This is a genomic window from Sphingomonas kyeonggiensis (assembly GCF_014204495.1).
Taxonomy (GTDB): Bacteria; Pseudomonadota; Alphaproteobacteria; order Sphingomonadales; family Sphingomonadaceae; genus Sphingomonas; species Sphingomonas kyeonggiensis_A.
Map to the genome: position 1 here is coordinate 874,861 of NZ_JACHLN010000003.1, position 20,561 is coordinate 895,421.

At 68.0% G+C, this 20,561-nt stretch carries 19 protein-coding genes; 4 read left to right on the forward strand and 15 right to left on the reverse strand.

All coding sequences use genetic code 11. From position 1 onward, the window contains the following. Positions 1 to 112 precede the first annotated feature (112 nt). Together HNP52_RS18215 and HNP52_RS18220 are read right to left on the reverse strand one after the other, a co-directional pair. Positions 113 to 376 carry a hypothetical protein gene (locus HNP52_RS18215; protein ID WP_184169028.1) on the reverse strand — a complete coding sequence of 88 codons (264 nt, stop codon included), beginning with the start codon at positions 374 to 376 and terminating at the stop codon, positions 113 to 115. Further along, the gene (locus tag HNP52_RS18220; protein WP_184169029.1) at positions 373 to 1,206 is read right to left on the reverse strand and encodes a TIGR00266 family protein; all 834 of its coding nucleotides are present in this window, start codon (positions 1,204 to 1,206) and stop codon (positions 373 to 375) included. The genes HNP52_RS18215 and HNP52_RS18220 overlap by 4 nt, the downstream gene beginning before the upstream one ends. Positions 1,207 to 1,310: 104 nt before the next feature. On the opposite strand from HNP52_RS18220, the gene HNP52_RS18225 reads away from it, so the two are divergent. Beyond that, a complete protein-coding gene (locus HNP52_RS18225) occupies positions 1,311 to 2,501 on the forward strand; it encodes a hypothetical protein (protein WP_184169030.1) in 1,191 nt (396 codons plus the stop codon). A 4-nt stretch (positions 2,502 to 2,505) separates the two neighbouring features. On the opposite strand, the gene HNP52_RS18230 is transcribed toward HNP52_RS18225, so the two are convergent. From HNP52_RS18230 to HNP52_RS18245, 4 genes are read right to left on the reverse strand one after another with little or no spacing between them, the layout of a single operon-like run. Continuing rightward, positions 2,506 to 3,057, reverse strand: coding sequence for a GNAT family protein (locus tag HNP52_RS18230; protein ID WP_311768513.1), 552 nt, complete (start codon positions 3,055 to 3,057; stop codon positions 2,506 to 2,508). Next, entirely contained in the window at positions 3,054 to 3,845 is a 792-nt protein-coding gene (locus tag HNP52_RS18235; RefSeq protein WP_184169031.1) for a LysR family transcriptional regulator, read from the reverse strand. Before HNP52_RS18235 ends, HNP52_RS18230 begins: the two co-directional genes overlap by 4 nt. Next, positions 3,842 to 4,240, reverse strand: coding sequence for a Co2+/Mg2+ efflux protein ApaG (gene apaG, locus HNP52_RS18240; protein ID WP_184169032.1), 399 nt, complete (start codon positions 4,238 to 4,240; stop codon positions 3,842 to 3,844). Before apaG ends, HNP52_RS18235 begins: the two co-directional genes overlap by 4 nt. After that, positions 4,240 to 5,448 carry a PLP-dependent aspartate aminotransferase family protein gene (locus tag HNP52_RS18245; protein ID WP_184169033.1) on the reverse strand — a complete coding sequence of 403 codons (1,209 nt, stop codon included), beginning with the start codon at positions 5,446 to 5,448 and terminating at the stop codon, positions 4,240 to 4,242. Before HNP52_RS18245 ends, apaG begins: the two co-directional genes overlap by 1 nt. Before the next feature lie 237 nt (positions 5,449 to 5,685). Here HNP52_RS18245 and HNP52_RS18250 point away from each other — a divergent pair, with 237 nt between their 5' ends. Continuing rightward, positions 5,686 to 6,987 carry a phospholipid carrier-dependent glycosyltransferase gene (locus HNP52_RS18250; RefSeq protein WP_184169034.1) on the forward strand — a complete coding sequence of 434 codons (1,302 nt, stop codon included), beginning with the start codon at positions 5,686 to 5,688 and terminating at the stop codon, positions 6,985 to 6,987. 65 nt (positions 6,988 to 7,052) lie between these two features. On the opposite strand, the gene HNP52_RS18255 is transcribed toward HNP52_RS18250, so the two are convergent. The 7 genes from HNP52_RS18255 to uvrC form a co-directional block, all read right to left on the reverse strand. Beyond that, positions 7,053 to 8,153, reverse strand: a complete 1,101-nt coding sequence (locus HNP52_RS18255; RefSeq protein ID WP_184169299.1) for a glycosyltransferase family 2 protein — start codon at positions 8,151 to 8,153, stop codon at positions 7,053 to 7,055. Next, positions 8,153 to 9,205 (reverse strand): 3-isopropylmalate dehydrogenase, encoded by a 1,053-nt coding sequence (gene leuB, locus HNP52_RS18260; protein WP_184169035.1) that lies wholly within the window; start codon positions 9,203 to 9,205, stop codon positions 8,153 to 8,155. The genes HNP52_RS18255 and leuB overlap by 1 nt, the downstream gene beginning before the upstream one ends. Positions 9,206 to 9,252: 47 nt before the next feature. Continuing rightward, positions 9,253 to 9,984 (reverse strand): DNA repair protein RecO, encoded by a 732-nt coding sequence (gene recO / locus HNP52_RS18265; RefSeq protein WP_184169036.1) that lies wholly within the window; start codon positions 9,982 to 9,984, stop codon positions 9,253 to 9,255. A 190-nt stretch (positions 9,985 to 10,174) separates the two neighbouring features. Continuing rightward, positions 10,175 to 11,116, reverse strand: coding sequence for a GNAT family N-acetyltransferase (locus HNP52_RS18270; RefSeq protein ID WP_260396262.1), 942 nt, complete (start codon positions 11,114 to 11,116; stop codon positions 10,175 to 10,177). A 5-nt stretch (positions 11,117 to 11,121) separates the two neighbouring features. After that, positions 11,122 to 12,078, reverse strand: coding sequence for a polysaccharide deacetylase family protein (locus tag HNP52_RS18275; protein WP_184169037.1), 957 nt, complete (start codon positions 12,076 to 12,078; stop codon positions 11,122 to 11,124). Between the two features lie 62 nt (positions 12,079 to 12,140). After that, positions 12,141 to 14,930 (reverse strand): DUF3857 domain-containing protein, encoded by a 2,790-nt coding sequence (locus HNP52_RS18280; protein WP_221416481.1) that lies wholly within the window; start codon positions 14,928 to 14,930, stop codon positions 12,141 to 12,143. Between the two features lie 104 nt (positions 14,931 to 15,034). After that, a complete protein-coding gene (uvrC, locus tag HNP52_RS18285) occupies positions 15,035 to 16,957 on the reverse strand; it encodes an excinuclease ABC subunit UvrC (protein ID WP_184169038.1) in 1,923 nt (640 codons plus the stop codon). Between the two features lie 98 nt (positions 16,958 to 17,055). Between uvrC and HNP52_RS18290 the strand changes: the two genes are divergently transcribed. Next, positions 17,056 to 17,805, forward strand: a complete 750-nt coding sequence (locus HNP52_RS18290; RefSeq protein ID WP_184169039.1) for a class I SAM-dependent methyltransferase — start codon at positions 17,056 to 17,058, stop codon at positions 17,803 to 17,805. A 113-nt stretch (positions 17,806 to 17,918) separates the two neighbouring features. On the opposite strand, the gene HNP52_RS18295 is transcribed toward HNP52_RS18290, so the two are convergent. Beyond that, positions 17,919 to 18,110: a hypothetical protein gene (locus tag HNP52_RS18295; RefSeq protein WP_184169040.1), complete on the reverse strand. Its 192-nt coding sequence runs from the start codon at positions 18,108 to 18,110 to the stop codon at positions 17,919 to 17,921. Positions 18,111 to 18,181: 71 nt separating this feature from the next. Here HNP52_RS18295 and HNP52_RS18300 point away from each other — a divergent pair, with 71 nt between their 5' ends. Then, positions 18,182 to 18,637 carry a surface-adhesin E family protein gene (locus HNP52_RS18300; RefSeq protein WP_184169041.1) on the forward strand — a complete coding sequence of 152 codons (456 nt, stop codon included), beginning with the start codon at positions 18,182 to 18,184 and terminating at the stop codon, positions 18,635 to 18,637. A gap of 27 nt (positions 18,638 to 18,664) precedes the next feature. Here the strand turns inward: HNP52_RS18300 and HNP52_RS18305 are convergent, their stop codons facing one another. Continuing rightward, positions 18,665 to 20,524 (reverse strand): CHASE3 domain-containing protein, encoded by a 1,860-nt coding sequence (locus tag HNP52_RS18305; protein ID WP_184169042.1) that lies wholly within the window; start codon positions 20,522 to 20,524, stop codon positions 18,665 to 18,667. Between the last annotated feature and the right edge of the window lie 37 nt (positions 20,525 to 20,561).

The window sequence follows — 20,561 nt, forward strand, 5'->3', positions numbered from 1 at the left end:
ACATGACTGAACTGTTCCCCGGCGAAAGCCGGGGCCCAGGATCACAAGCGGGGCGGCAGAGAAACCCTGGGCCCCGGCTTTCGCCGGGGAACTACAGTGGCTAGCCCCGACCCTAAATCTCCCCGCGCATCCGGCGCTTGTGGTACTTCGTCCGCGCGCCGATCCCCATCAGCATCAGCGCGAAGCCGCCGACGATCGCCGCCAGCGTGAGGAGGTTCGGGATCGGCGTCCAATAGGCGTTGACCAGGATCAGCGCCGAACCCAGCACCGCCAATGCCACGCCGCTGCGCCGCAGCCCCTTGGCCACGCCAAGCAGCTCGCGGCGATAGGCGCGGCGTTCCTCGGGATCGTTGAGATTGGGGATCGGACGGCTCAACGATTGCCTCCGATCAGGTCGCCCAGGCCGCCGAGCACCGAACCCTCGCCGCGATTCTGCCCGCCATAGGACGAGGCCGCCGCCATCATCCGCCCGGCCAGGCGCGAGAAGGGCAGCGACTGGATCCACACCTTGCCGGGACCCCGCAGCCGCGCGAAGAACAGCCCCTCGCCGCCGAAGATCGCGCTGCGCACCCCGCCCGCGCCGACCAGGTCGAACTCCACCGAGGGAGTGAAGGCGGCGACGCAGCCGGTATCGACATGCAGTTCCTCGCCCGGCGCCAGCTCGCGTTCGACGACCATGCCGCCGAACTGGACGAACACCCAGCCATCGCCGTCGAGCTTCTGCATGATGAAGCCTTCGCCGCCGAACAGGCCGGTCATGATCCGGCGCTGGAAGGCGATGCCCATCGACACGCCCTTGGCGGCGCAGAGGAACGCGTCCTTCTGGCAGATCAGCGTGCCGCCAAGGCTGTCGAGCTTGAGCGGCACGATCGCGCCCGGCACCGGCGCGGCGAACGCCACGCGCGCCTTGCCCGAGCCATTGTGCGTGAAGACGGTGGTGAACAGGCTCTCGCCGGTGACCAGCCGCTTGCCGGCACCGAGCAACGCACCCATGAAGCCGCCACCCTGCTGGCCGCTGCCGTCGCCGAACACGGTGGTCATCCCCACCGAAGCATCCTTCCAGACCATCGCGCCCGCCTCTGCCACCGCGCTCTCGCCCGGATCGAGCTCGATCTCGACGAACTGGAGCTCCTGCCCCTTGATCTCGAAATCGATATCGTCGGACACGCCGGCGCTGCGGCTGTGGCTCCACGGACTCTGCGGCATCTCGGTGTCCTCCATCTCGGTTGCATCTGCCCTAGCGCTTCGGACCGCCCCGCGCCAAGTTCCCGTATCGGCGAAAGGCGCGACAGGCGGAGCGGGAGAGCGCGATGCGAAGCATTCTGACGGGCATGGCGCTGCTGGTGGCGCTGCCATGCTGGGCGCAGGGCAATGGCGCGAGCCACCCCCCGGCACCGATCGTCGTCACCGGCAATGGGCTGGCCGATTCGGCCCGCCAGCTCGAACAATGCCTCGCGCGCAAATGCGCTCCGCCCGAGGATATCGATGCCAGCATCACCCTGGCCGAGAACCAGCTGCTTGCCGGCGATTATCGCAAGGCGCGCGCCACGCTCGCGGCGGCGCGCGATCGCAATGGCGACCACCGCAAGGATTATCCGGTAGCGGTCGCCGATCTCGAACGCAGCTATGGCCGGATGACCGACCTCGACGGGTTCCCGGACCGGGCCCGCATCGCGCAGGTCGATGCGCTCGACACGCTCAAGGGCGCGCTGGACGGCAAGGACACGCGCGTCCTGATCCAGCGCCTGACGGCCGGGGACGATTTCCGTCTGGTCGGCCGAACCGATGCCGCCGATGAGACCTATAGCCGGGTCGAGAAGCAGGCGCGCGAGGCCGGCGAAGCGCAGGTCGCGGGCATCGCGATGCTCCGTTCCGCCGCGATGTACACCTTCCTCGCATCGCAGGATTCGATCTTCCGCAGCACCGCGCGGGCACGGATCGCCCGGATCGAGCGGACCACCCAACCCGAGCTCGAACAGGTCCGCATCGCGGCTCGCGTGCTGCGCGCCCGCCTCACCGGGCTAGCCGGCAGCGGCGACGCGATGGACCGGGCGATCGCCAATCTGGTCGATGCCGGCTTCACCGAACCCGTGCTGGTCTATGAGGATGTGCCGCTTCGCGACGGCGCGAAGGCGGCGATCCGCAAGCAGATCGACTCCGATCCCGAATGGGTGGATTTTCGCTTCCGGGTCGCCCCCGATGGCCGCGTCCGCGACCTGGAGGAGGTCCGCCGCTCCCCCGAGATCTCGGCGGACTGGGCCAACCGGGTGCGCAAGACCGTCGCAACGCGGCGCTATGCCCCGCTGCGCCTGCCGCCGGGATCGGACGGGAAGATCCGCATCGAGCGGTTCACGCTCGTGTTCGACGCGGGCGACGCCACCGGCTCGAACATGGCCACACGCGCCAGCGAAGGACGGCTGACCTGGCTCGACATCACGCCCGACCAGCCGGCGCCGAGCATTCCGCCCGCGTCCTACGTGCCGCCGCGCGCGCCATTCTGAACGGTCAGCTGCGCCGCCAGTCCTCGCGTAGCAAACCGTAGAGCGCGGTGTCGCGCACGCCGATATGGGTCTCCCATTCGGCGCGCAGCATGCCTTCGAGCCTGAAGCCCAGCCGCTCGAGCAGCCCGCGCGAGGCCAGGTTCTCGGGATCGGTATCGGCGAAGACGCGGCGCTGCCCCTCGGCGAAGAGCTGGTCGATCACCGCGCTCACCGCCTCGACGGCGATGCCGCCGCCCCAATGCGGACGAGCGAGCATATAGCCGATCTCGGAGACATTGCCCTGGCGCTTCTCCCCCGCGGCGACGAAGCCGATCGCGCTGTCGTCACCCTGCAGGGTGATCGCCCAGGAGCGCCATTCGGGCGCCCCCCGCGCGAAATCCGCCCGGGTCTGCTCGACGCTCGCATGCGGCGGCCCCGACCAGAAATGCATCAGTTCGGGATCCGACAGGCTCGGGAACAGCGCCTCGGCATCGTCGGGAGTACGCGGGCGCAGGCGGAGACGCGCCGTCTCCAGCACCAGCGTCTCACGCCGGACCAGCTCGGCCGGCCGGCTCACAGCGCCAGCGCGTCGACCAGCGCCTTCACCTTCTTCTGTCGCCACTGGGGCAGCGGCGCGACCAGCCAGTAACCAAGCTTCGAACTCTTGGGCTCGCCGACCACGACGACGCGGCCCGATTCGATATCGCTGCGCGCGAGCAATTCGGGCACGGTCGCCCGGCCCAGCCCCTCGGCCGCCGCCTCCAGCGCCAGCCCGGCATCGGCAACGCGAACCAGCGAGCCGGCGTCCTCGGCCATGCAGCCCGGCCAGGAGATGCGCACATCGATGCCGCCGCCCGGCCGCTCGATCGTGACCATGCCGTCGCTTTCCAGCGCCTCGCCCTCATGCTCGCCCGGACCTTCGCCCCAGCGGATAGCGAGATCGAGATTGGCCTCGGTGAAGTCGAGTGCGTCGTCGGCGGGCACCAGCACGAAGCGCAGGTCGCTGTCGATGCGGGCGATCTCGGCGAGGCGCGGCATCAGCCACTTCGCGGTCAGGTCGCGCGGCGCGGCGATGGTCAGCGACTTGGACGACTGCCCCGCCTGCATCGCGCGCACGCTTTCCTCGAACTGGAGGAAGCCCGCGCGCAGCGCCGACAGGCCGGCCTCCGCCTCGGGGGTCAGCTCCAGCCCCTTGGTGGTGCGGCGGAACAGGACGACGCCCAGCGTATCCTCCAGCGCGCGGATCTGCTGGCCGACTGCGGCGGGCGTCACCGCCAGCTCATCGGCCGCGCGGGTGAAGCTCAGGTGACGCGCGGCGGCATCGAGCACGCGCAGGCCGTTGAGCGGGAGATGGGTGCGCTTCATTCCGCCACCGCCGGCGCGGTCAGCGCGAACTTCGGAATCGCGACGTCGAACGCCGAACCGTCTTCCCCAATCATGTGATAACTGCCCTGCATGTTCCCGATGGGTGTCGTCAGCGGGCAGCCCGACACATAGTCGAAACTCGCCCCCGGCGCGATCATCGGCTGCTCGCCGACCACGCCTTCGCCCTCCACGGTATGACGCGCGCCGCGTCCGTCGGTGATGATCCAGTGCCGCGTCAGCAGCTGCACCATCACGCTGGAATTGTTCTCGATGCGGATGTGATAGGCCCAGAACCAGCGGCCGCGATCGGGCTCGCTCTGCTCGGGAAGATAGCTCACCGATACGCGCACGGTGATCCCGCGCGTTTCCTCCGCATCGGTGAACAAGGCGTCCATCACAATCCGGCGGCCCTCAGCGCCTGGTCGAGATCGGCGATCACGTCTTCCGCGTCCTCCAGCCCAACATTGAGCCGCAGCATGCCCTCGGTCACGCCCATCTCCAAGCGCTTCTCCTCGGCGACGCTCGAATGGGTGGTCGAGGACGGATGCGTCATCAGCGAGCGCGAATCGCCGATATTGTTCGAGATGTCGACCAGCTCGAGCGCATCGAGCAGGGCGTGCGCCTGCTTGCGGCCGCCATCGACCTCGAACGAGAAGATTGGCCCGGCCGCTGCCATCTGGCGCATGAACAGATTGTGCTGCGGGTGGCTGGGCAGCGCCGGGAAGTTCACCTTGGGCACGCGCTTCTCGAGGAAGCTGCCGACCTTGAGCGCATTCTCGCTCTGGCGGTGGATGCGCAGGTCGAGCGTCTCCATGCCCTTGAGCACCACCCAGGCGTTGAACGGCGACAGCGTCGGGCCGGTGTTGCGGGTGAAGGGCAGCAGCACGTCGTTGATGAACGCCGACGAGCCGGTGACGGCGCCGGCGAGCACACGGCCCTGCCCGTCCATCATCTTGGTCGCCGAATAGGCCACCACGTCCGCGCCGAATTCGAGCGGGCGCTGGAGAGCGGGCGTGGCGAAGGCATTGTCGACCACGGTGGTGATGCCGTGCTTGCGCGCGATCGCGCAGACCGCCTCGAGGTCAACCACGTCCATCGTCGGGTTGGCCGGCGTCTCGAAGAAGAACACCTTGGTGTTCGGGCGGATCGCATCCTGGAACTGCTGGGGATCGCGGGCATCGACGATCGTCGTCTCGACGCCGAAGCGCGGCAACAGGCTGTCGGTCAGCCAGCGGCACGAGCCGAAAGCGGCGCGGCCCTGGACGATATGGTCGCCGGCGCTCACCTGGCAGAGGATCGCGGCGGTCATCGCCGCCATGCCGGTCGCCATGGTGCGGCAGGCCTCGGCGCCCTCGAGCAGCGCGATCCGCTCCTCGAGCATCTCCACCGTCGGATTCTGCAGGCGCGAATAGGTCATGCCGGCCTGCTCGCCGGCAAAGCGCGCGGCGGCGTCGCCGGCGCAGTCATAGGCGTAACCAGAAGTGAGGAACATCGCCTCGCTGGTCTCGCCCCATTCGGAACGGGCGGTGCCCCCGCGCACGGCCTGGGTGGCGGGTTTCCAGTTGCGGGTTACGCTGCGGTCTTGTCCGGTACGACGCTTCATAGTGCGGCATGCTTTGCGTCTGGGGGGACGAGGCGTCAACACCGGTCGTCATCGTAACTTGTTTGGGATGCCCAACCTCCGCTTCTGGCCAGGGCCGTTCCCCGGCGAAAGCCGGGGCCCAGGGTCACGGGCGATCCGGCAGAGAAACCCTGGCCCCCGGCTTTCGCCGGGGAGCGATCAAATACGGGTGCGAAGTTCAGCATGACGGCCACGAAACGGTCGGCTATCCAACGCGCCATGCTCGATCGCCTCAAGGCCCTTGGCACCCGCCCCTGGCTCGTCGCCCTGCTGCTCGCCATTGTCGCCCAGGCGCTGTTCCTGGTCCATCTCGACCAGCCCAGCGTCATCATGTTCGACGAGGTGCATTATCTGCCCGCGGCGCAGGCGCTGCTCGACCTGTCAGGCCCGCGCAATGTCGAGCATCCGATGCTCGGCAAGGAGCTGATCGCCGCCGGCATGGCGCTGCTCGGTGACAACCCGTTCGGCTGGCGCATCGCCTCGACGTTGTTCGGCACCGCGACCGTGCTCGGCGTGTTCGCCTTCCTGTGGCTGCTCGTCGGCAACATGCGCGCGGCGGTGGTCGGCGCGGTGCTGACGATGCTCAACCAGACGGTGTACGTCCAGGCGCGCACCGGCATGCTCGACATCTTCCTCGGCGCCTTCCTCGTCTGGGCGATCGTGATGCTGCTCTGGTCGATGCAGGGCACAGGCAAGGCGGTTTGGTGGCGCTGGATCGCGGGCAGCGCGCTGCTCGGCTGCGTGACCGCGGTCAAATGGGCGGGCGTACCCTATATCGTGCTCGCGGCCCTCTCCTTCCTCGTCATCCGCGCCCGCGACGCGCGGCTGGCGAAGAAACCGATCCTCTCGGCACTTTCGGGCAAGGACCAGCGCCACTGGGCCGGCCTGCCCGCCATCCCGGCGATCCTGGCGATGGGCGTGGTGAGCGTGGTCACCTATTTCCTCACCTTCACGCCCGCCTTCTTCTACACCACCGATCCGCTGACTTCGCTTGGGGGCCTGTTCAGCCAGCAGATCCACATGTGGCAAATGCAGACCCAGATCCTGCCGCACCACACCTATCAGTCGAGCTGGTGGAGCTGGCCGCTGATGCTGCGGCCGATCTGGTATTTCTATGAATGGGATCGCGGCGCCCAGCGCGGCGTTCTGCTGATCGGCAATCCGCTGATCCTGTGGGGCGGGCTGGTCGCGGTCGCCGCCTGCTATTGGGCGTGGTTCCGGGACAAGGCGATCAAGCCGCTGTCGGTGGCGCTGCTATGGACCGGGAGCCTGGCGATCTATGTCGTGATCCCCAAGTCGATCGGCTTCTTCTATTATTACCATCCGAGCAGCATCTTCCTGTGCATGGCGATCCCGATCGCCTTCCAGCATTTCGATCGCGGCCGGAACCGCGGCTGGGAGGAATGGTTCGCCGCGCTGTCGCTGCTGGTGTTCGGCTATTTCTACCCGATCCTCTCGGGCGCGCCGCTGGCCGACAGCCAGGGGTTCACCCACTGGATGTGGCTGGGCAGCTGGCGATAGCGCCAATCCGTCATCCCGGCACTTCCTGTTCCCCGCCGAAAGCCGGGGAACAGTGAAGGATCGGACTAGTACCGCCCCCAGACGAAGCGCGACGACAGCGCGAAGTTCCACACCGCCGCCACCGCGATCCCGGCCAGCGCCGCGAAGCGCCAGTCGCCATGCTGGACGTTATGCAGGAACGCCGCGACGCCGACATTGGCCGCCGCACCCACGCCGCACACTACGCAGAAGCTGGCCCAGCCGGCCAGCAGCGGCCCCGCCCCCTTCAGCCGCTGCTCGCGATAGGTGAGCGCGTTATTGAGGAAGAAGTTGAAGGTCATCGCGATCACGGTCGCCAGGATCGTCGCGCCGACGAACGGCCAGGCCATCCCGCGGAAGAACAGCGCCAGCACCAGGAAATGCACGCCGGCGCCCAGCGCGCCAATGCCGGAGAACATCACGAAGCGCACCGGCACGACCTTGCCGAACATCCGGTCGTACAGCGCGATGAGATATTCCATCGCCACGACGTAATCGAGCTTGGACTCGCCCAGCGCCCGGGTGCGGAACACGTACGGCAGCTCCAGGAACTTCAGCGGCCGGTGCGACGCCGTCATGATGTCGAGCAGGATCTTGAAACCGATCGCCGAGAGCGTCGGCACCAGGTCGCGCACGATGCCGGTGCGGATCATGAAGAAGCCGCTCATCGGGTCCGACAGGTCGGCCTTGAGCACTTTGCGCGAGAGCCTGGTCGCAAGCGCCGACTTTGCCACGCGCTCCTCATCCCATTCGCCGGTGCCGCCGCCATCGACGAAGCGCGAGCCGATCACCACGTCGAGCGCGTCATCGCCTTCCAGCGCGTCGAGCATGTTGGGCAGCAGCGTCTCGTCATGCTGCAGGTCGCCGTCGATCACCGCGACGAACGGCGCGGCGGTGGCGCACATCCCCTCAATGCACGCGCTCGACAGCCCGCGCCGGCCGATCCGCTGGATCACCCGTACCCGGGGATCGCGCCGCCCCAGCTCGCGGGCGGCATCCGCCGTCCCGTCCGGGCTGTTGTCGTCGACGAAGATCGCTTCCCAATTCCGTCCCGCCAGCGCCGCATCGAGCTTCTCGATCAGCAACGGCACGTTCGCCCGCTCGTTGAACGTCGGGATGACGACCGCAAGCTCGAGCTGCGCAGGGATCACACAAGCTCCTTGAGCACCGCGTCACCCATCTCGGCGGTCGACATCGACCCGCCCAGATCGGCCGTGCGCGCACCCTTGGCGAGCGCCTCGCCGACCGCGCGCTCAACCTTGAGCGCCGCCTCCTCGTTGCCGAGCGAATGGCGCAGCAGCATCGCGGCCGAGAGGATCGCGCCGCACGGATTGGCCTTGCCCTGCCCGGCGATGTCGGGTGCCGAGCCATGGATCGGCTCGTACATGCCGTTGTCGCCGCTCCACGCACGCAACGAAGCCGAGGGCAGCATGCCGATCGAGCCGGCGCACATGCTCGCCTGGTCGGAAAGGATGTCGCCGAACAGATTGCCGGTGACGATCACGTCGAACGCCGCGGGCGCGCGGACCAGCTGCATGGCGGCATTGTCGACATACATGTGGGTCAGCTGCACGTCGGGATATTCGGTCGACAGCTCGTTGACCACGTCGCGCCACAGCTGCGAGGTCTCGAGCACGTTCGCCTTGTCGACCGAGCAGAGCTTCTTCTTGCGGCGCTTGGCCATTTCGAAGCCGACGCGGGCGATCGCCTCCACCTCGACCTCATTGTAGCTCATGATGTCGAAGCCCTGGCGCAGGCCCTCCGCCGTCTGCCGGCGGCCCTTCTCGCCGAAATAGACGTCGCCGACCAGCTCGCGGACAATGACCAGGTCGAGCCCCGCCACCACTTCGGGCTTGAGCGGCGAGGCGTCGGCCAGCGCCGGGAACAGCGTCGCCGGGCGGATATTGGCGAACAGGCCAAGCTCGCGGCGGATGCCGAGCAGCGCCGCTTCGGGGCGCAGGCGGCGCTCCAGCGCCTCGAAGCGCGGATCGCCGATCGCGCCGAACAGCACGGCATCGGCCTTCTTGGCGAGGGCGAGGGTTTCCTCGGGGAGCGGCCGTCCGGTGAGCAGATAGGCCGCGCCGCCGACGGGCGCCTCCTCGAAATCGAGGCCCAGGGCCAAGGCTTCCAGAACCCGGCGCGCCTCGCGCGTAACTTCCGGACCGATCCCGTCACCGGGAAGAACAGCAATCAGCGGCAATGCAAGCTCCCACGTCTACGGCGCCCGCTTTGCCGCTGTTGTGGCGCTTAGGCAACAGCGCGCTTCAACCGGTCGACCAGCCTTGCGCGGGCGGCAAGCAGCTCGGCACCCTTTCCGATCAGCACATCGCGCTCGAGGAAATGGCCGGTGAGCTTCAATCCGTCGAGGATATAGCCCCATCCCGCCTCGCCGCCCTCGACCAGGAAGCGCGGCAAGCGGAGCAGCCGGTTCTCATAGCCCTCCGCGCCCAGCCGGCTGACCGCGATGCCGCTCTTGGGGCTGACATAGGCGAGGTCGTCGTTGCGGCCGGTGGCGGCGCAATGCTCGAGGTCGAGACCGAAGCCGAGCTCGGCGAGCAGCAGCAGCTCGTAGCGGACCAACGCCACCGCCCAGCCGCGCGCCGCCGGTGCCGCCTCGATCGCCGCCAGCACGCCGTCGAGCGCGGAATAGAGCCGCGGATAGGGCAACCCCTCGGGCAGCGCGAAGGCGCTGAGCGCGGTCGCCCATTGGAAGGCGGCGGCGGGCAAGGCTTCGGAGAACATCGCCGCGCGGCTGTGGAGCAGTTCCACCGTCAGCCCGGGCAACGCGTCCTCGGTGCGCGAGCGCCACTCGCCATGGACAAGGTTGGCCGGCTGGAGGACGGGCCGCAGCGTCCGGCCATGCCCGCCCCGGACATAGCCGGGCTGCACACCGTCATTCTCGGTGAACGCCCGCACGATCGCCCCATGCTCGCCATGCGCGCGAACGGAGAGGATGATGGCTTCGGCGCGGAGATGCATGGGGACCAGATAGCAAGCCCCTCCCCTTCAGGCGACCCGGGTCGGCCATGCCCCCGGCATGGCCTGAACAGCGCGGGGCGCTGTTCTCCCGGTTCGGGGTTGGGGGTGGGGAAGGTGTCTCACCGAGACCAGAACACGCGAACAGGCCCCACCCCAACCCCTCCCCTGAAGGGGAGGGGCTTTTTAGGGTTCAACCCCGCCGTACCTTCTTCGCCGCTTTCTCCAACCCCGCGCGCTTCACCAGCGCCTTCACCCCGGCGACGCCGCGGTTGAACCCGCCCAGCGCTGCCATCGTCACCCGGTTGGCAAGCGAGGGGCGCAGCAGGAACAGGTCGACGCAGTCCACGCCGCCGGTGGCGAACTGGCGCTTGTGCTGGCCTTCGCCCTCGGTGAAGTCGAAGCGCGCGAACGTGCCTTCCTCGAACAGGTCGCGCATCGCCTCGAGCTGGAGCACGGCGCCCGGCGACAGGTCGTTGAACGCCGGATCATGGCCGACATAGGCATAGATCACCACGCCGCCCTCGATCACCGGGCAATAGAGATAGGCCGCCGGTTCGCCCGCGATGTAGAGCAGCCAGGCGCGGACCTGCCCCGCCGCGCCCTGCGCCAGCATCGTCGCGATGAACTCGGCGCTGTCGGGCAGGCCCGAGCCGAGCAGGCGTTCCTGGTAGGTGCGCAGCGAGATCCGCCGGGCGACGTCATGGAACGCCTCCAGCTCATGCGCCTCGCGAAAGGCACGCACATCGAGCTCGCCGCCGCTCTCGGCCGCGATCTTCTTCGCCTTGCGCTTGATGCCCTGGCGGGCATTGGACGACAGCCCGTTCCACCACGCATCGAAGCCGATGCCGAACTCGGTGAAGTAGCGCGTATAGCGCTGGCGGACGAAGGGCAGCATGTCGCCCGACGCCTTCACCAGCCCCGGCACCAGATGCTCGGGCAGCGAGGTGACGACATAGCCATGCGCCTCGCGCGGCAGCTGGGGCAGCACCGGCAGGCGATCCGCCCGGGCCTCGTCGAGCGTCAGCGGCAGGCGCACCAGTGCGCGCTGGATCGTCGCCAGCGTGCGCGCGCCGATCTCGAACTTGAGGCTGGTCGGCTTTGCCTGCGGCATTTCGGCGGTGACTTCGCTCATCGCGTTCACGCGGCGCGCTCCTCGACCAGGTTCGACCAGAGCTGCTCGGCCTGGCGCCAACGCGTGCGGAGCAGGTTCGGCCCGAGCGGTGCATCGTCCTGGCCCAGCGCCATGCGCGGACGGTCTGCGAAATGTTCGGTCACCAACACCCCCCGGCGGCTGGCCAACATGCGGCACAGCGCCTGAAAGCGCCGTACATGGACAGCGTTAGGCCGCGTCCCGGCGCGATTTGCAAGCTCGAACCCGTGGCTGACGATCGTGACTGCCGAATGGCTGCGGACCACGGCATGGTCGAGCGCGGCACGCATCTCGCCGGCCGAGAGCGCGCAGATCTGGAAATGGCGGAGATGCCCGGCGCGATCCTCGATCAGGGTCACTGGCACCTCGACGATCCCGCGATGCTCGATCGGGGCGATCTGGCGCGAGCCCAGGTTGATCGCGCTCGGCCAGGGATGCTCGGAGCCGTTATGGCTGCTGTCATAGACGAAGCCGAGCTGCGCCAGCGCGCCCAGCGTGTCGTCGCTCGCCGAATAGCTGCCCGAACGGAACGCCACCGGCTCCTGCGCACCCGCCGCGACCAGCATGTCGGACGCGCCTTCGATCAGCTTCACCTGCTCTTCGAAGCTGTAGTCGATCAGCTCGAACGCGCCATAGGTCGCGCCGCCGTCGCCGGCATGCGCGCCGGTCCAGTTGGGGTGGAGGTGCAGCTGCACTTCCTGTCCCGCCTCCAGGATCGCGCCGACCACGCGCTTGATCGGGTCGAGGCCATAGACCAGCGCCGGCATCGGATCGACGAAGAAGCAGGCCTTGAGCCCATGCTTCGCCAGCTGCTCCAGCTGCCAGCCGACCCCCACATTGGCGGGCTCCAGCGAACGCTGGACGATCGTATCGACATCGAGACCGGCGACATGGTGCCGCCACATGATCTCGGTGTCGATCGTGATGAAGACCCGGGTAGCCATTCCGCCCCTTTAACGCAGGGGCGTGAAGATTTAGCCAACGCCCCGCCGCATCCTGGGCCGCATCAGGGCTTGATCCCGTACTTCGCATAATCCTCGTCGATGCGCGGCGAGATCATCCGCGCGGCGGCGAGGTCGTCGGCCGCACCGGGTGCGCCGGTCTTCGTCCTGATCACCCCGCGCATGTACAGGCTCGCCGCCATGCCCGGCGCCTGGTCGAGCGCCGCGTCGAAATCGGCAATCGCGTCGTCCATCCGCCCGAGCCGGAAATAGACCAGCCCGCGGCTGTCGAGGATGGCCGCCGAAGAGTCGGCCAGCTCGATCGCCTTGGTGCAATCCTTGAGCGCGGTTTCGAGCGCGACGTTGAGCGTACCCTTGATCCAGCAGCGCTGGTTGAGCAGCGTGGGATTGCCCGGCGTCGCCTTGATCGCCGCATCCAGTGCCGCGACGGCATCGGCCGGCTTGCCGGCATCGCCGAGCAGGCTCGACTGGAGCATGATCAGGTCGTTCTTGTCCTTGCCGGCGGTCTTCATCCGCTCGGCGACCAGCGCCAGCGCCTCGACCGCCCCGCCATGATCGGCGCGCAACCGCGCATAGCTATCGAGTGCCGCGGCCGAGCCCGGCTCCAGCGTGCGCGCCTTGCTGATGTCTTCCAGCGCCTTGACGTCATCGTTCAATGCGATGCGCAGCCGCGCGCGCCATAGATAATTGTCGGCGGTCGGTGCCAGCGCGATCACCTTGTCGACATCGACCAGCGCCGCCTTGCGGTCATAGATGCCCTCAAGGAAGGTCGCGCGCACCGAATAGCCCTCAACCTCCTTCGGCTTGTCGGCGATGCGCTTGGCATAGACCGCCAGCACCGGATCGAGCAGCTTGCCCGCCCGCGCCGGCGCGATCGCCTTCCAGTAAGGCGGCGTATCCTCGGGCGCATCGAGCTTGAGCAGGCGCAGCTTGGCGGCATCGACCTGCGCGCGCACCGTGGGGATATCGCCCGGCGCGATCTCTCGCACGCCGGTGGTAGCGCGGTCTTCCACCGTCACCCATTCGCCGGCCAGCTGCGTGCTGCGGCTCAGCGCCGCGCCGGCCAGGCTGGCGGGCAGGGTCTGGTCGCCTTCGAGCACGAAGCCGGCGCCGCTTCCGGGCAGGCGGATGCGGGTGCGAACGCGGGTGCTGCCGGGATCGCCGCTGCTCACCGGGATCGCGGCCCATTCGGGCTTGCTGCGATCGGGGGCGAACTCGACGCTGCTCACCGCGGTATCGAGGCCCAGCCGATAACGGCCATCCTCCTTCGTCCAGCCCGGCGAGGAGATGCCCGAGGCGGTGAGGATCGTCGCGCCGCTCGCCTCGTCATAGCGCACATTGCGTTCGCTGACCTGGGCGTTGGCGACATATTGGCCGACCGTGGCATCCGCCATCTCGGCGGCCTTGTCCTTGCCCATCTGCGCGGAGAAGCGGAGCATCATCGCGCTCTGGCCGCGCAGCTCGGCGCGCAGTGTGAAGGGCGCGGGCAGGTTTACGCCGGCGCGCCCGTCCAGCTCGACCTCGACCGAGGCATCGGGCCGGGTATTGGCGCGCAGCGGCATCTTCTCCAGCCCGGCGCCCGCCACCCGCAGCGGCAGCGCGTTGCGGAACGGCGGCACGTCGTCGAGGTCGGCCTGGCGGCTGCCCAGCGCCGTGCCGTCAAGCCACAGCACCTGCCCGCCGATCGTCGCGCGGACGATCACGTGATCGAACGCGGACGGCGCCGGCATCCGGTTGGGCACATTGTCGCCCAGCGTGGCATTGACCAGCGCCGGCTCGGCATCGATCCCCAGCGCGCGCAGCATCGCGGTCAGCAGCAGCGTTTTCGCCTTGCAGTCGCCATAGCGCAGCGTCCAGGTCTGGGCCGGCGTCTGCGGCACATAGTTGCCGCCGTCCATGCCGCGATAGAGGTAGCGCACCTGCTCCTGCACCAGCTGCAGCGCCATCGCCGCACGGGTACGCGGATCGCTGGAAGCGGCCGCGATCTTCGCCACTTCGGCGGCGATCGGGCCGTCGGGCGCGATCGTGCCCTCGGTCTTGTAGAGCGGCGCCATTGTCCGCGACACTTCCTCCCAGCCGGTGAAGGTCGTCGCCTCGAACAGCGGCAGGGGGCGGAAGCGCAGCGGTGCGTCGCTCGGTACTTCCTCCGGTTCCGGGAACGGCATCAGCACGCCGATCTCGCGAAAGCCGTCATGGCTGATCGGCACGAAGGTGTCGGGCAGATATTGCGACTTGAAGTTCACCTTCATCGCCTCGGGCCAGATCACCCGGAGATGGCCATATTTCACCGGCGCGGGTGCTGCGATCAGCGGTGCCATGGTCTGCAGCCGGCCGCCCAGCGCGGGATCGCGCCGTACGGTCGAGATCACGACGCGCAGTACGTCGCCCACGCGCAGGCCCTCCACCGCCATGGTCGCGGTGAGCAGTCCGTTCATCTGCGCGCGTTCGAGCATCTGCTCGCGGCGCAGCACGGTGAATTTCTGCCCGGCCTTGAGCACATCGATCGTCTCGCCGCCGCGCAGGATCTCGACGCTGTGGACGATCAGCTCGCCGCTGGTCGGCTCCCAGGGGAATTGCAGCGTGCCCGCCTGGGTGAGGACCTCCGGCGATGCGATGTGGAGCATCATGTCGGCATAGGCCCAGACTTCGTCGCCCTGCAGCTTCTGCTGCTGGTCGATGCGCAGGATCATGGGATCGTCGGCGGTCACCGCCTTGATGTCGATCACAGGGGCCGGCTGCACCCAGGCGGGCGCCGGCTGGTAGAGCGGCTGGTCGCCGGCATGGGCAGTGCCCGCCAGCAGGGCGAGCGCGAACGACGACAGAATGGTACGCAAGATGATCCCCCCGAATTTGATGGGAAATCTAGCGCGCCGCCTTGCCGCCACAAGCGAGGATGGGCGGATTATCTGTGCAGAAATGGTGCTTTAGTGTTTCCAGCTCAGCGCGCGTGGAAATAATCATAGACCTGCTGGGCCACGCCGGCGCTGACCCCCGGCGCTTTCTGCAGGTCCTCCAGGCTCGCCGAACGCACCGCGCGGGCCGTACCGAAATGCATCAGCAGCGCCTTCTTGCGCGCCGGGCCGATACCCGGAACCTCGTCGAGCGGGCTCGCCCCGATCGCCTTGGCGCGCTTCTCGCGGTGCGCGCCGATCGCGAAGCGGTGCACCTCGTCGCGCAGCCGCTGGAGATAGAACAGCAAGGGCGAATTGACCGGCAGCATCAGCTCGCGCCCATCCATCAGGTGGAACACCTCGCGCCCTTCGCGCCCGTGATGCGGCCCCTTGGCGACGCCGACCAGGCAGACATCCTCGATGCCCAGCTCCTCGAGCACCGCGCGCGCGGCATTCAGCTGGCCGCGCCCGCCGTCGAGCAACACCAGATCGGGCCAGGTGCCGCCCTGCCGGTCCGGATCCTCCTCCACCGCGCGGGCGAAGCGCCGGCTGAGCACTTCGCGCATCATGCCGTAATCGTCGCCCGCAACTGTCTCGGGACGCTTGATGTTGAACTTGCGATACTGGTTCTTCTGGAAGCCTTCGGGGCCCGCCACCACCATCGCGCCCAGCGCATTGGTGCCCTGGATATGCGAGTTGTCGTACACCTCGATCCGCTCGGGCGGCTCGGGCAGTTCGAACAGGTCCGCCACTTCGGCAAGCAGCTTGGCCTGGGTCGTGCCCTCGGCCAGCCGCCGGTCGAGCGCTTCCACCGCGTTGCGCTTGGCCTGGTCGAGCAGTCGCCGGCGCGGCCCGCGCTGCGGCACCCCCAGCGCCACCTTGTGCCCGGCGCGCTCGCGCAGCGCCTCGGCGAGCAGCGCCGCTTCCTCCAGGTCGCGATCGACGAAGATCGTCTTCGGCGGCGGCACTTCCTCGTAGAATTGCATCAGGAACGCCGCGAACACCTCGTCCTCCGACACCTCGTTGGTGTGCGCAGGGAAGAAGCTGCGATGCCCCCAATTCTGGCCGCCGCGGATGAAGAAGGCCTGGATACCCATCACGCCGCTCTTGCTGGCAAGCGCGAAGATATCCGCGTCGCCCACCCCCTCGGCATTGATCGCCTGGCTGCCCTGGATGAAGGTCAGCGCCTTCAGCCGGTCGCGCAGGATCGCCGCCAGCTCGAAATCGAGCGCTTCGGCCGCATCCTGCATCTGCGCGCCGAGCTTGGCCTGCACCTTGGTCGACTTGCCCATCAGGAAGTCGCGCGCGTCGTCGACCAACTCCTCATAGGCCTCGGGCGCGATGCGATCGACGCAGGGCGCCGAGCAGCGGCGGATCTGATAGAGCAGGCACGGCCGGTCGCGCGTGTTGAAGAAGCTGTCGGTGCAGCTCCTGAGCAGGAACAGCTTCTGCAGCGCGTTGAGCGTCTTGCGCACCTGGCCGGCGCCGGCGAACGGGCCGAAATAATCGCCCTTCACCTTGCGCGCGCCGCGGTGGAGCTGGATGCGCGGGAAATCGTGGTCGCGCCGCAGCAGGATGAACGGGAACGACTTATCGTCGCGCAGCAGCACGTTGTACGGCGGGCGGAAGCGCTTGATCAGCTGCGCCTCGAGCAGCAGCGCCTCGGCTTCGTTGTTGGTGGTGACGATCGTCATCGACCGCGTCTGCGCCACCATCCGCTGCAGCCGCTTCGACAGGCGCATGACCTGAGTGTAGTTGGTCACCCGGTTCTTGAGCGCCCGCGCCTTGCCGACATAGAGCACGTCGCCGCGCGCATCCTGCATCCGGTAGACGCCTGGCCGCGCCGGCAGCGTCTTCAGTACGTTGCGGATCGCGGCGACGCCCGCCTCGAGGTCAGGCGCATCGACGCCGCGCACGGCGAAGGTGGCGGTCTCTTCGTTGAATCGATTGGGCGAGTTGGGATCGGACATCGTCGCACGGGATTTAGGGTCCGCTTTCGTCGCGGGCAACTTGAACGGCCACATCAATGTGTCATGCTCGCCTCAAACACATGGAGGAGAGTCGTCCGATGAAACTCGCCCTGTCCGCCGCGCTGCTCGCGCTGGCCGGCCCGCTCGCCGCGCACGCCCAGACCGTCCCCGTCCCGATCGCCAAGGGGCTCGCCGATGCCGGCCGCCCGCAGGCCGACAAGGATCGCGACGCCACCCGCCACCCCGGCGAGATCCTCGCCTTTGCCGAAGTCGCACCGGGCGAGAAGGTCGCCGACTTCATCATGGGCGGCGGCTATTGGACGCGCATCCTCGCCCCCACCGTCGGCGCGAAGGGCAAGGTCTATGCCTATCAGCCCGCCGAGTTCATCAAGTTCCGCGCGGCCTATGCCGACGAGCAGAAGGCGGCCGTGGAAGGCCGCGCCAATGTCGTGCCGTCGAGCGACAGCCTGCAGAGCTTCGCCTTTCCCGAGCCGCTCGACGCGATCGTGACGGTGCAGAACTGGCACGACATGCACCTCAAGGCATGGCCCGCGGGTTCGGCCAAGGCGATCGCGAAGAAGCTCTATGATTCGCTCAAGCCCGGCGGCGTGCTGCTGGTGGTCGACCATGTCGCCAACGCCGATCCGGACTTCGCCGCGCCGCAGACGCTGCACCGCATCGATCCCGCCGCCGCCCGCGCCGAGATCGAGAGCGTCGGCTTCAAGTTCGAAGGCGAACTGCCGCTGCTGCGCAACCCGGCCGACCCGCATACGGCGAACGTCTTCACCCCGGAGATCCGCGGCAAGACCGACCAGTTCATCTACAAGTTCCGCAAGCCGAAAGGCTGATCGCAGACAATGCTGTTCCCCGGCGGAAGCCTGGGCCCGGGGTCAAAAAGCGAACCGGCATAGAAACCCTGGACCCCGGCTTCCGCCGGGGAACAGGAAGCCTCATTTGCTTTCTACCGCCCCGCTTCATTCTCCAGCGCGTTCGCCCGCGCCTCGATGCGTTGCATCGTCGCCTCGGTCCGCGCGCCGATGTTGTTCGCCCGGCGGTGCTCCTCCACCGCGCTGCGCCATGCAACCCCGATCATGAAGACGAGCAGCAGGGCAGTGAGCGCGGTGGCGAGCTGGAGCCAGCGTTGAATGGTCATGCCTTCACCCTAGCGTCCCCGGCCCGGCCCGGCCATCCCGGCCCTTTGCACCGGAATGGAGTCATGGCAGCATGGCGCCACGCAAACTGGGGGAAATCGTCATGCGCATCCTGCTCGCGGCCGCCGCACTTCTGCCGCTCGCTTCGCCCGCTGCTGCCCAGCAATGGTATCATGTCGGCGGCAACGACAACACGCAGAGCTATGTCGACCTGGCCAGCCTGCGCCCGCTCGCCGACAAGATCATCGGCGATGTCGAGAGCGTCTATATCCAGCCGATCGGCGAGGGCATCATCGCCGCCAGGATCCGCACCGAGTTCAATTGCCAGGCCAAGACCTTCCGCACGCTCGAATACAGCTTCTACGCGCCGGGCGGCAAATTCCTCCGCACCGAGCCGTCGGAAACGTTGAACGAGATCAAGACGCCCAAGCCGAACAGCATCAACGAGTCGATCATGGACTTCGCCTGCCTGCGCAAGGGCGGCACCGCGGTGGCCAACCCGTTCACCCACGCGCCGACCCAGTTCTAGGCGCGGGCGGGCACGGGCCCGCCCCGCTCAATCCTCGCGGTCGAGCACCTGCCGCACCTTGGCGGCAAGCTGGCCGATGCTGAACGGCTTGGCGAGGAAGTCGACGTCATGGTCGAGCATCCCGTTATGCACGATCGCGTTGCGGGTATAGCCGGTGGTGTAGAGCACCGGCACCTGCGGCAGCCGCTCGCGCACCCGCCCGGCCAGCGTCGCGCCGGTCATGTCGGGCATCACGATATCGGTGAACAGCAGGTCGATGCTCGGATGATCGTCGAGCATCGCCAACGCCTGGGTCGGGCCCGAGGCGTGGATGACGACATAGCCCAGGTCGCGCAGCGCATCGACCGACATGATCCGCACCTGCTCCTCGTCCTCGACGACCAGGATGATCTCGCCCTTGCCTTGCGGCAGCTCGGCCTCGGGCGCCGGCACCGCGCGGCGGTCTTCCTCGCCGAAATGGCGCGGCAGATAGAGCTTGAGAATCGTGCCATGGCCGATCTCGGAATAGATCTTCACATGGCCGCCGGACTGCTTGACGAAGCCATAGACCTGACTGAGCCCCAGTCCGGTACCCTTGCCCACTTCCTTGGTCGAGAAGAACGGATCGAAGGCGCGCTCGATCACTTCCTCGGGCATGCCGCTGCCGCTGTCGGTGACCGAGACCATCACATATTGCCCAGGCACCACCTCATTGTGGCTGGAGGCATAGGCGTCGTCGAGATGGGTGTTCGCCGTCTCGATCGTCAGCCGGCCGCCTTCGGGTATGGCGTCGCGCGCGTTGACGCAGAGATTGACCAGCGCGTTCTCGAGCTGCCCGGCATCGATGAAGGCCGGCCACAGCCCGCCCGCCAGCACCGTCTCGAAGCGGATCGTCTCGCCGATCGTGCGGCGCAGCAGCTCGGACATGCCGGCGACCAGCCGGTTCACGTCGAGCGCGGCCGGGGCCAGCGGTTGGCGGCGGGCAAAGGCGAGCAGGCGCGAGGTGAGCTGCGCGGCGCGCTCGGCCCCCTGCAGCGCGCTGTCGATCGACTGGGCCGCCTTGGCGGGATCCTTGAGGATCCGCCGCTTGGCCATGTCGAGCGATCCGATCACGATCGCCAGCATGTTGTTGAAGTCGTGCGCGATACCGCCGGTCAGCTGGCCGATCGACTCCATCTTGCCGAGCTGGCGGAGCTGCGCCTCGGCGGCCTCGCGCTGCTCGGTCTCCGCGAGCAGCTGGTCGTGCGCCGCCTCCGCGGCATCGCGGGCCAGCACGGCGGCATGGGTGCGCCGCATCGCCGTACGCGTGACGAAGAAGGCGACCACCGCCACGCCGATCGCGGTCAATGCCAGCCACAGCAGCAGCAGGTTGGTCTGCAGCGCGGCATGGCGGTTGCGCTCGGCGAGCAAGGCCGCCTCATGCGCGCGCATCTCGAGGATCAGCGCGCGGATCTGCCGCATCTGGTTGAGTCCGACACCGGTCTTCACCCCGGCGGTAACGCCGGCGGCATCCCCGCGCCGGATCATCTCGATGAACTGGGAGAGCCGGGCAAGCCGTTCGGTGGCGAGCGTATCGAGCCTGGCCGCGCGCTCGGATTCAACCGGGCTGTCGGCCACCAGCCGGTGCAGCTCGTCGAGCTCGCTGCGCAGGCCCTGCTGGCCAAGCGTGAACGGCTCGAGATAGGCTTCGTTGCCGGTGATCAGATAGCCGCGCTGGCCGGTCTCGGCCTGCTGCACGACCGAAAGCACGCTGCTCAGCTGCTCTTCCACCTCGAGGGTGTGCGCCACCCAGCGCTGCGACTGCCGTTGCCCCTGCACCAGGAACACCGCGCCGATCAGCGCGGCGGCAAGCAGCGCGAAGGAAATCAGGAGGGCGACAAGCCCGGGATCACGCGGCGCGCGCGGCAATGCGCTGCCGATAGCGGGGGGAAGGGCCGAACTGGAA

What these genes read in the sequence shown, in the direction of transcription:
- HNP52_RS18300 (WP_184169041.1), top strand. Translation starts at nt 18,182, where the DNA reads ATGGCGCCACGCAAACTGGGGGAAATCGTCATGCGCATCCTGCTCGCG.
- uvrC (WP_184169038.1), bottom strand. Translation starts at nt 16,957, where the DNA reads ATGTCCGATCCCAACTCGCCCAATCGATTCAACGAAGAGACCGCCACC.
- HNP52_RS18250 (WP_184169034.1), top strand. Translation starts at nt 5,686, where the DNA reads ATGCTCGATCGCCTCAAGGCCCTTGGCACCCGCCCCTGGCTCGTCGCC.
- recO (WP_184169036.1), bottom strand. Translation starts at nt 9,984, where the DNA reads ATGCATCTCCGCGCCGAAGCCATCATCCTCTCCGTTCGCGCGCATGGC.
- HNP52_RS18275 (WP_184169037.1), bottom strand. Translation starts at nt 12,078, where the DNA reads ATGGCTACCCGGGTCTTCATCACGATCGACACCGAGATCATGTGGCGG.
- apaG (WP_184169032.1), bottom strand. Translation starts at nt 4,240, where the DNA reads ATGGACGCCTTGTTCACCGATGCGGAGGAAACGCGCGGGATCACCGTG.
- HNP52_RS18270 (WP_260396262.1), bottom strand. Translation starts at nt 11,116, where the DNA reads ATGAGCGAAGTCACCGCCGAAATGCCGCAGGCAAAGCCGACCAGCCTC.
- HNP52_RS18290 (WP_184169039.1), top strand. Translation starts at nt 17,056, where the DNA reads ATGAAACTCGCCCTGTCCGCCGCGCTGCTCGCGCTGGCCGGCCCGCTC.
- HNP52_RS18225 (WP_184169030.1), top strand. Translation starts at nt 1,311, where the DNA reads ATGCGAAGCATTCTGACGGGCATGGCGCTGCTGGTGGCGCTGCCATGC.
- HNP52_RS18295 (WP_184169040.1), bottom strand. Translation starts at nt 18,110, where the DNA reads ATGACCATTCAACGCTGGCTCCAGCTCGCCACCGCGCTCACTGCCCTG.
- HNP52_RS18245 (WP_184169033.1), bottom strand. Translation starts at nt 5,448, where the DNA reads ATGAAGCGTCGTACCGGACAAGACCGCAGCGTAACCCGCAACTGGAAA.
- HNP52_RS18235 (WP_184169031.1), bottom strand. Translation starts at nt 3,845, where the DNA reads ATGAAGCGCACCCATCTCCCGCTCAACGGCCTGCGCGTGCTCGATGCC.
- HNP52_RS18220 (WP_184169029.1), bottom strand. Translation starts at nt 1,206, where the DNA reads ATGCCGCAGAGTCCGTGGAGCCACAGCCGCAGCGCCGGCGTGTCCGAC.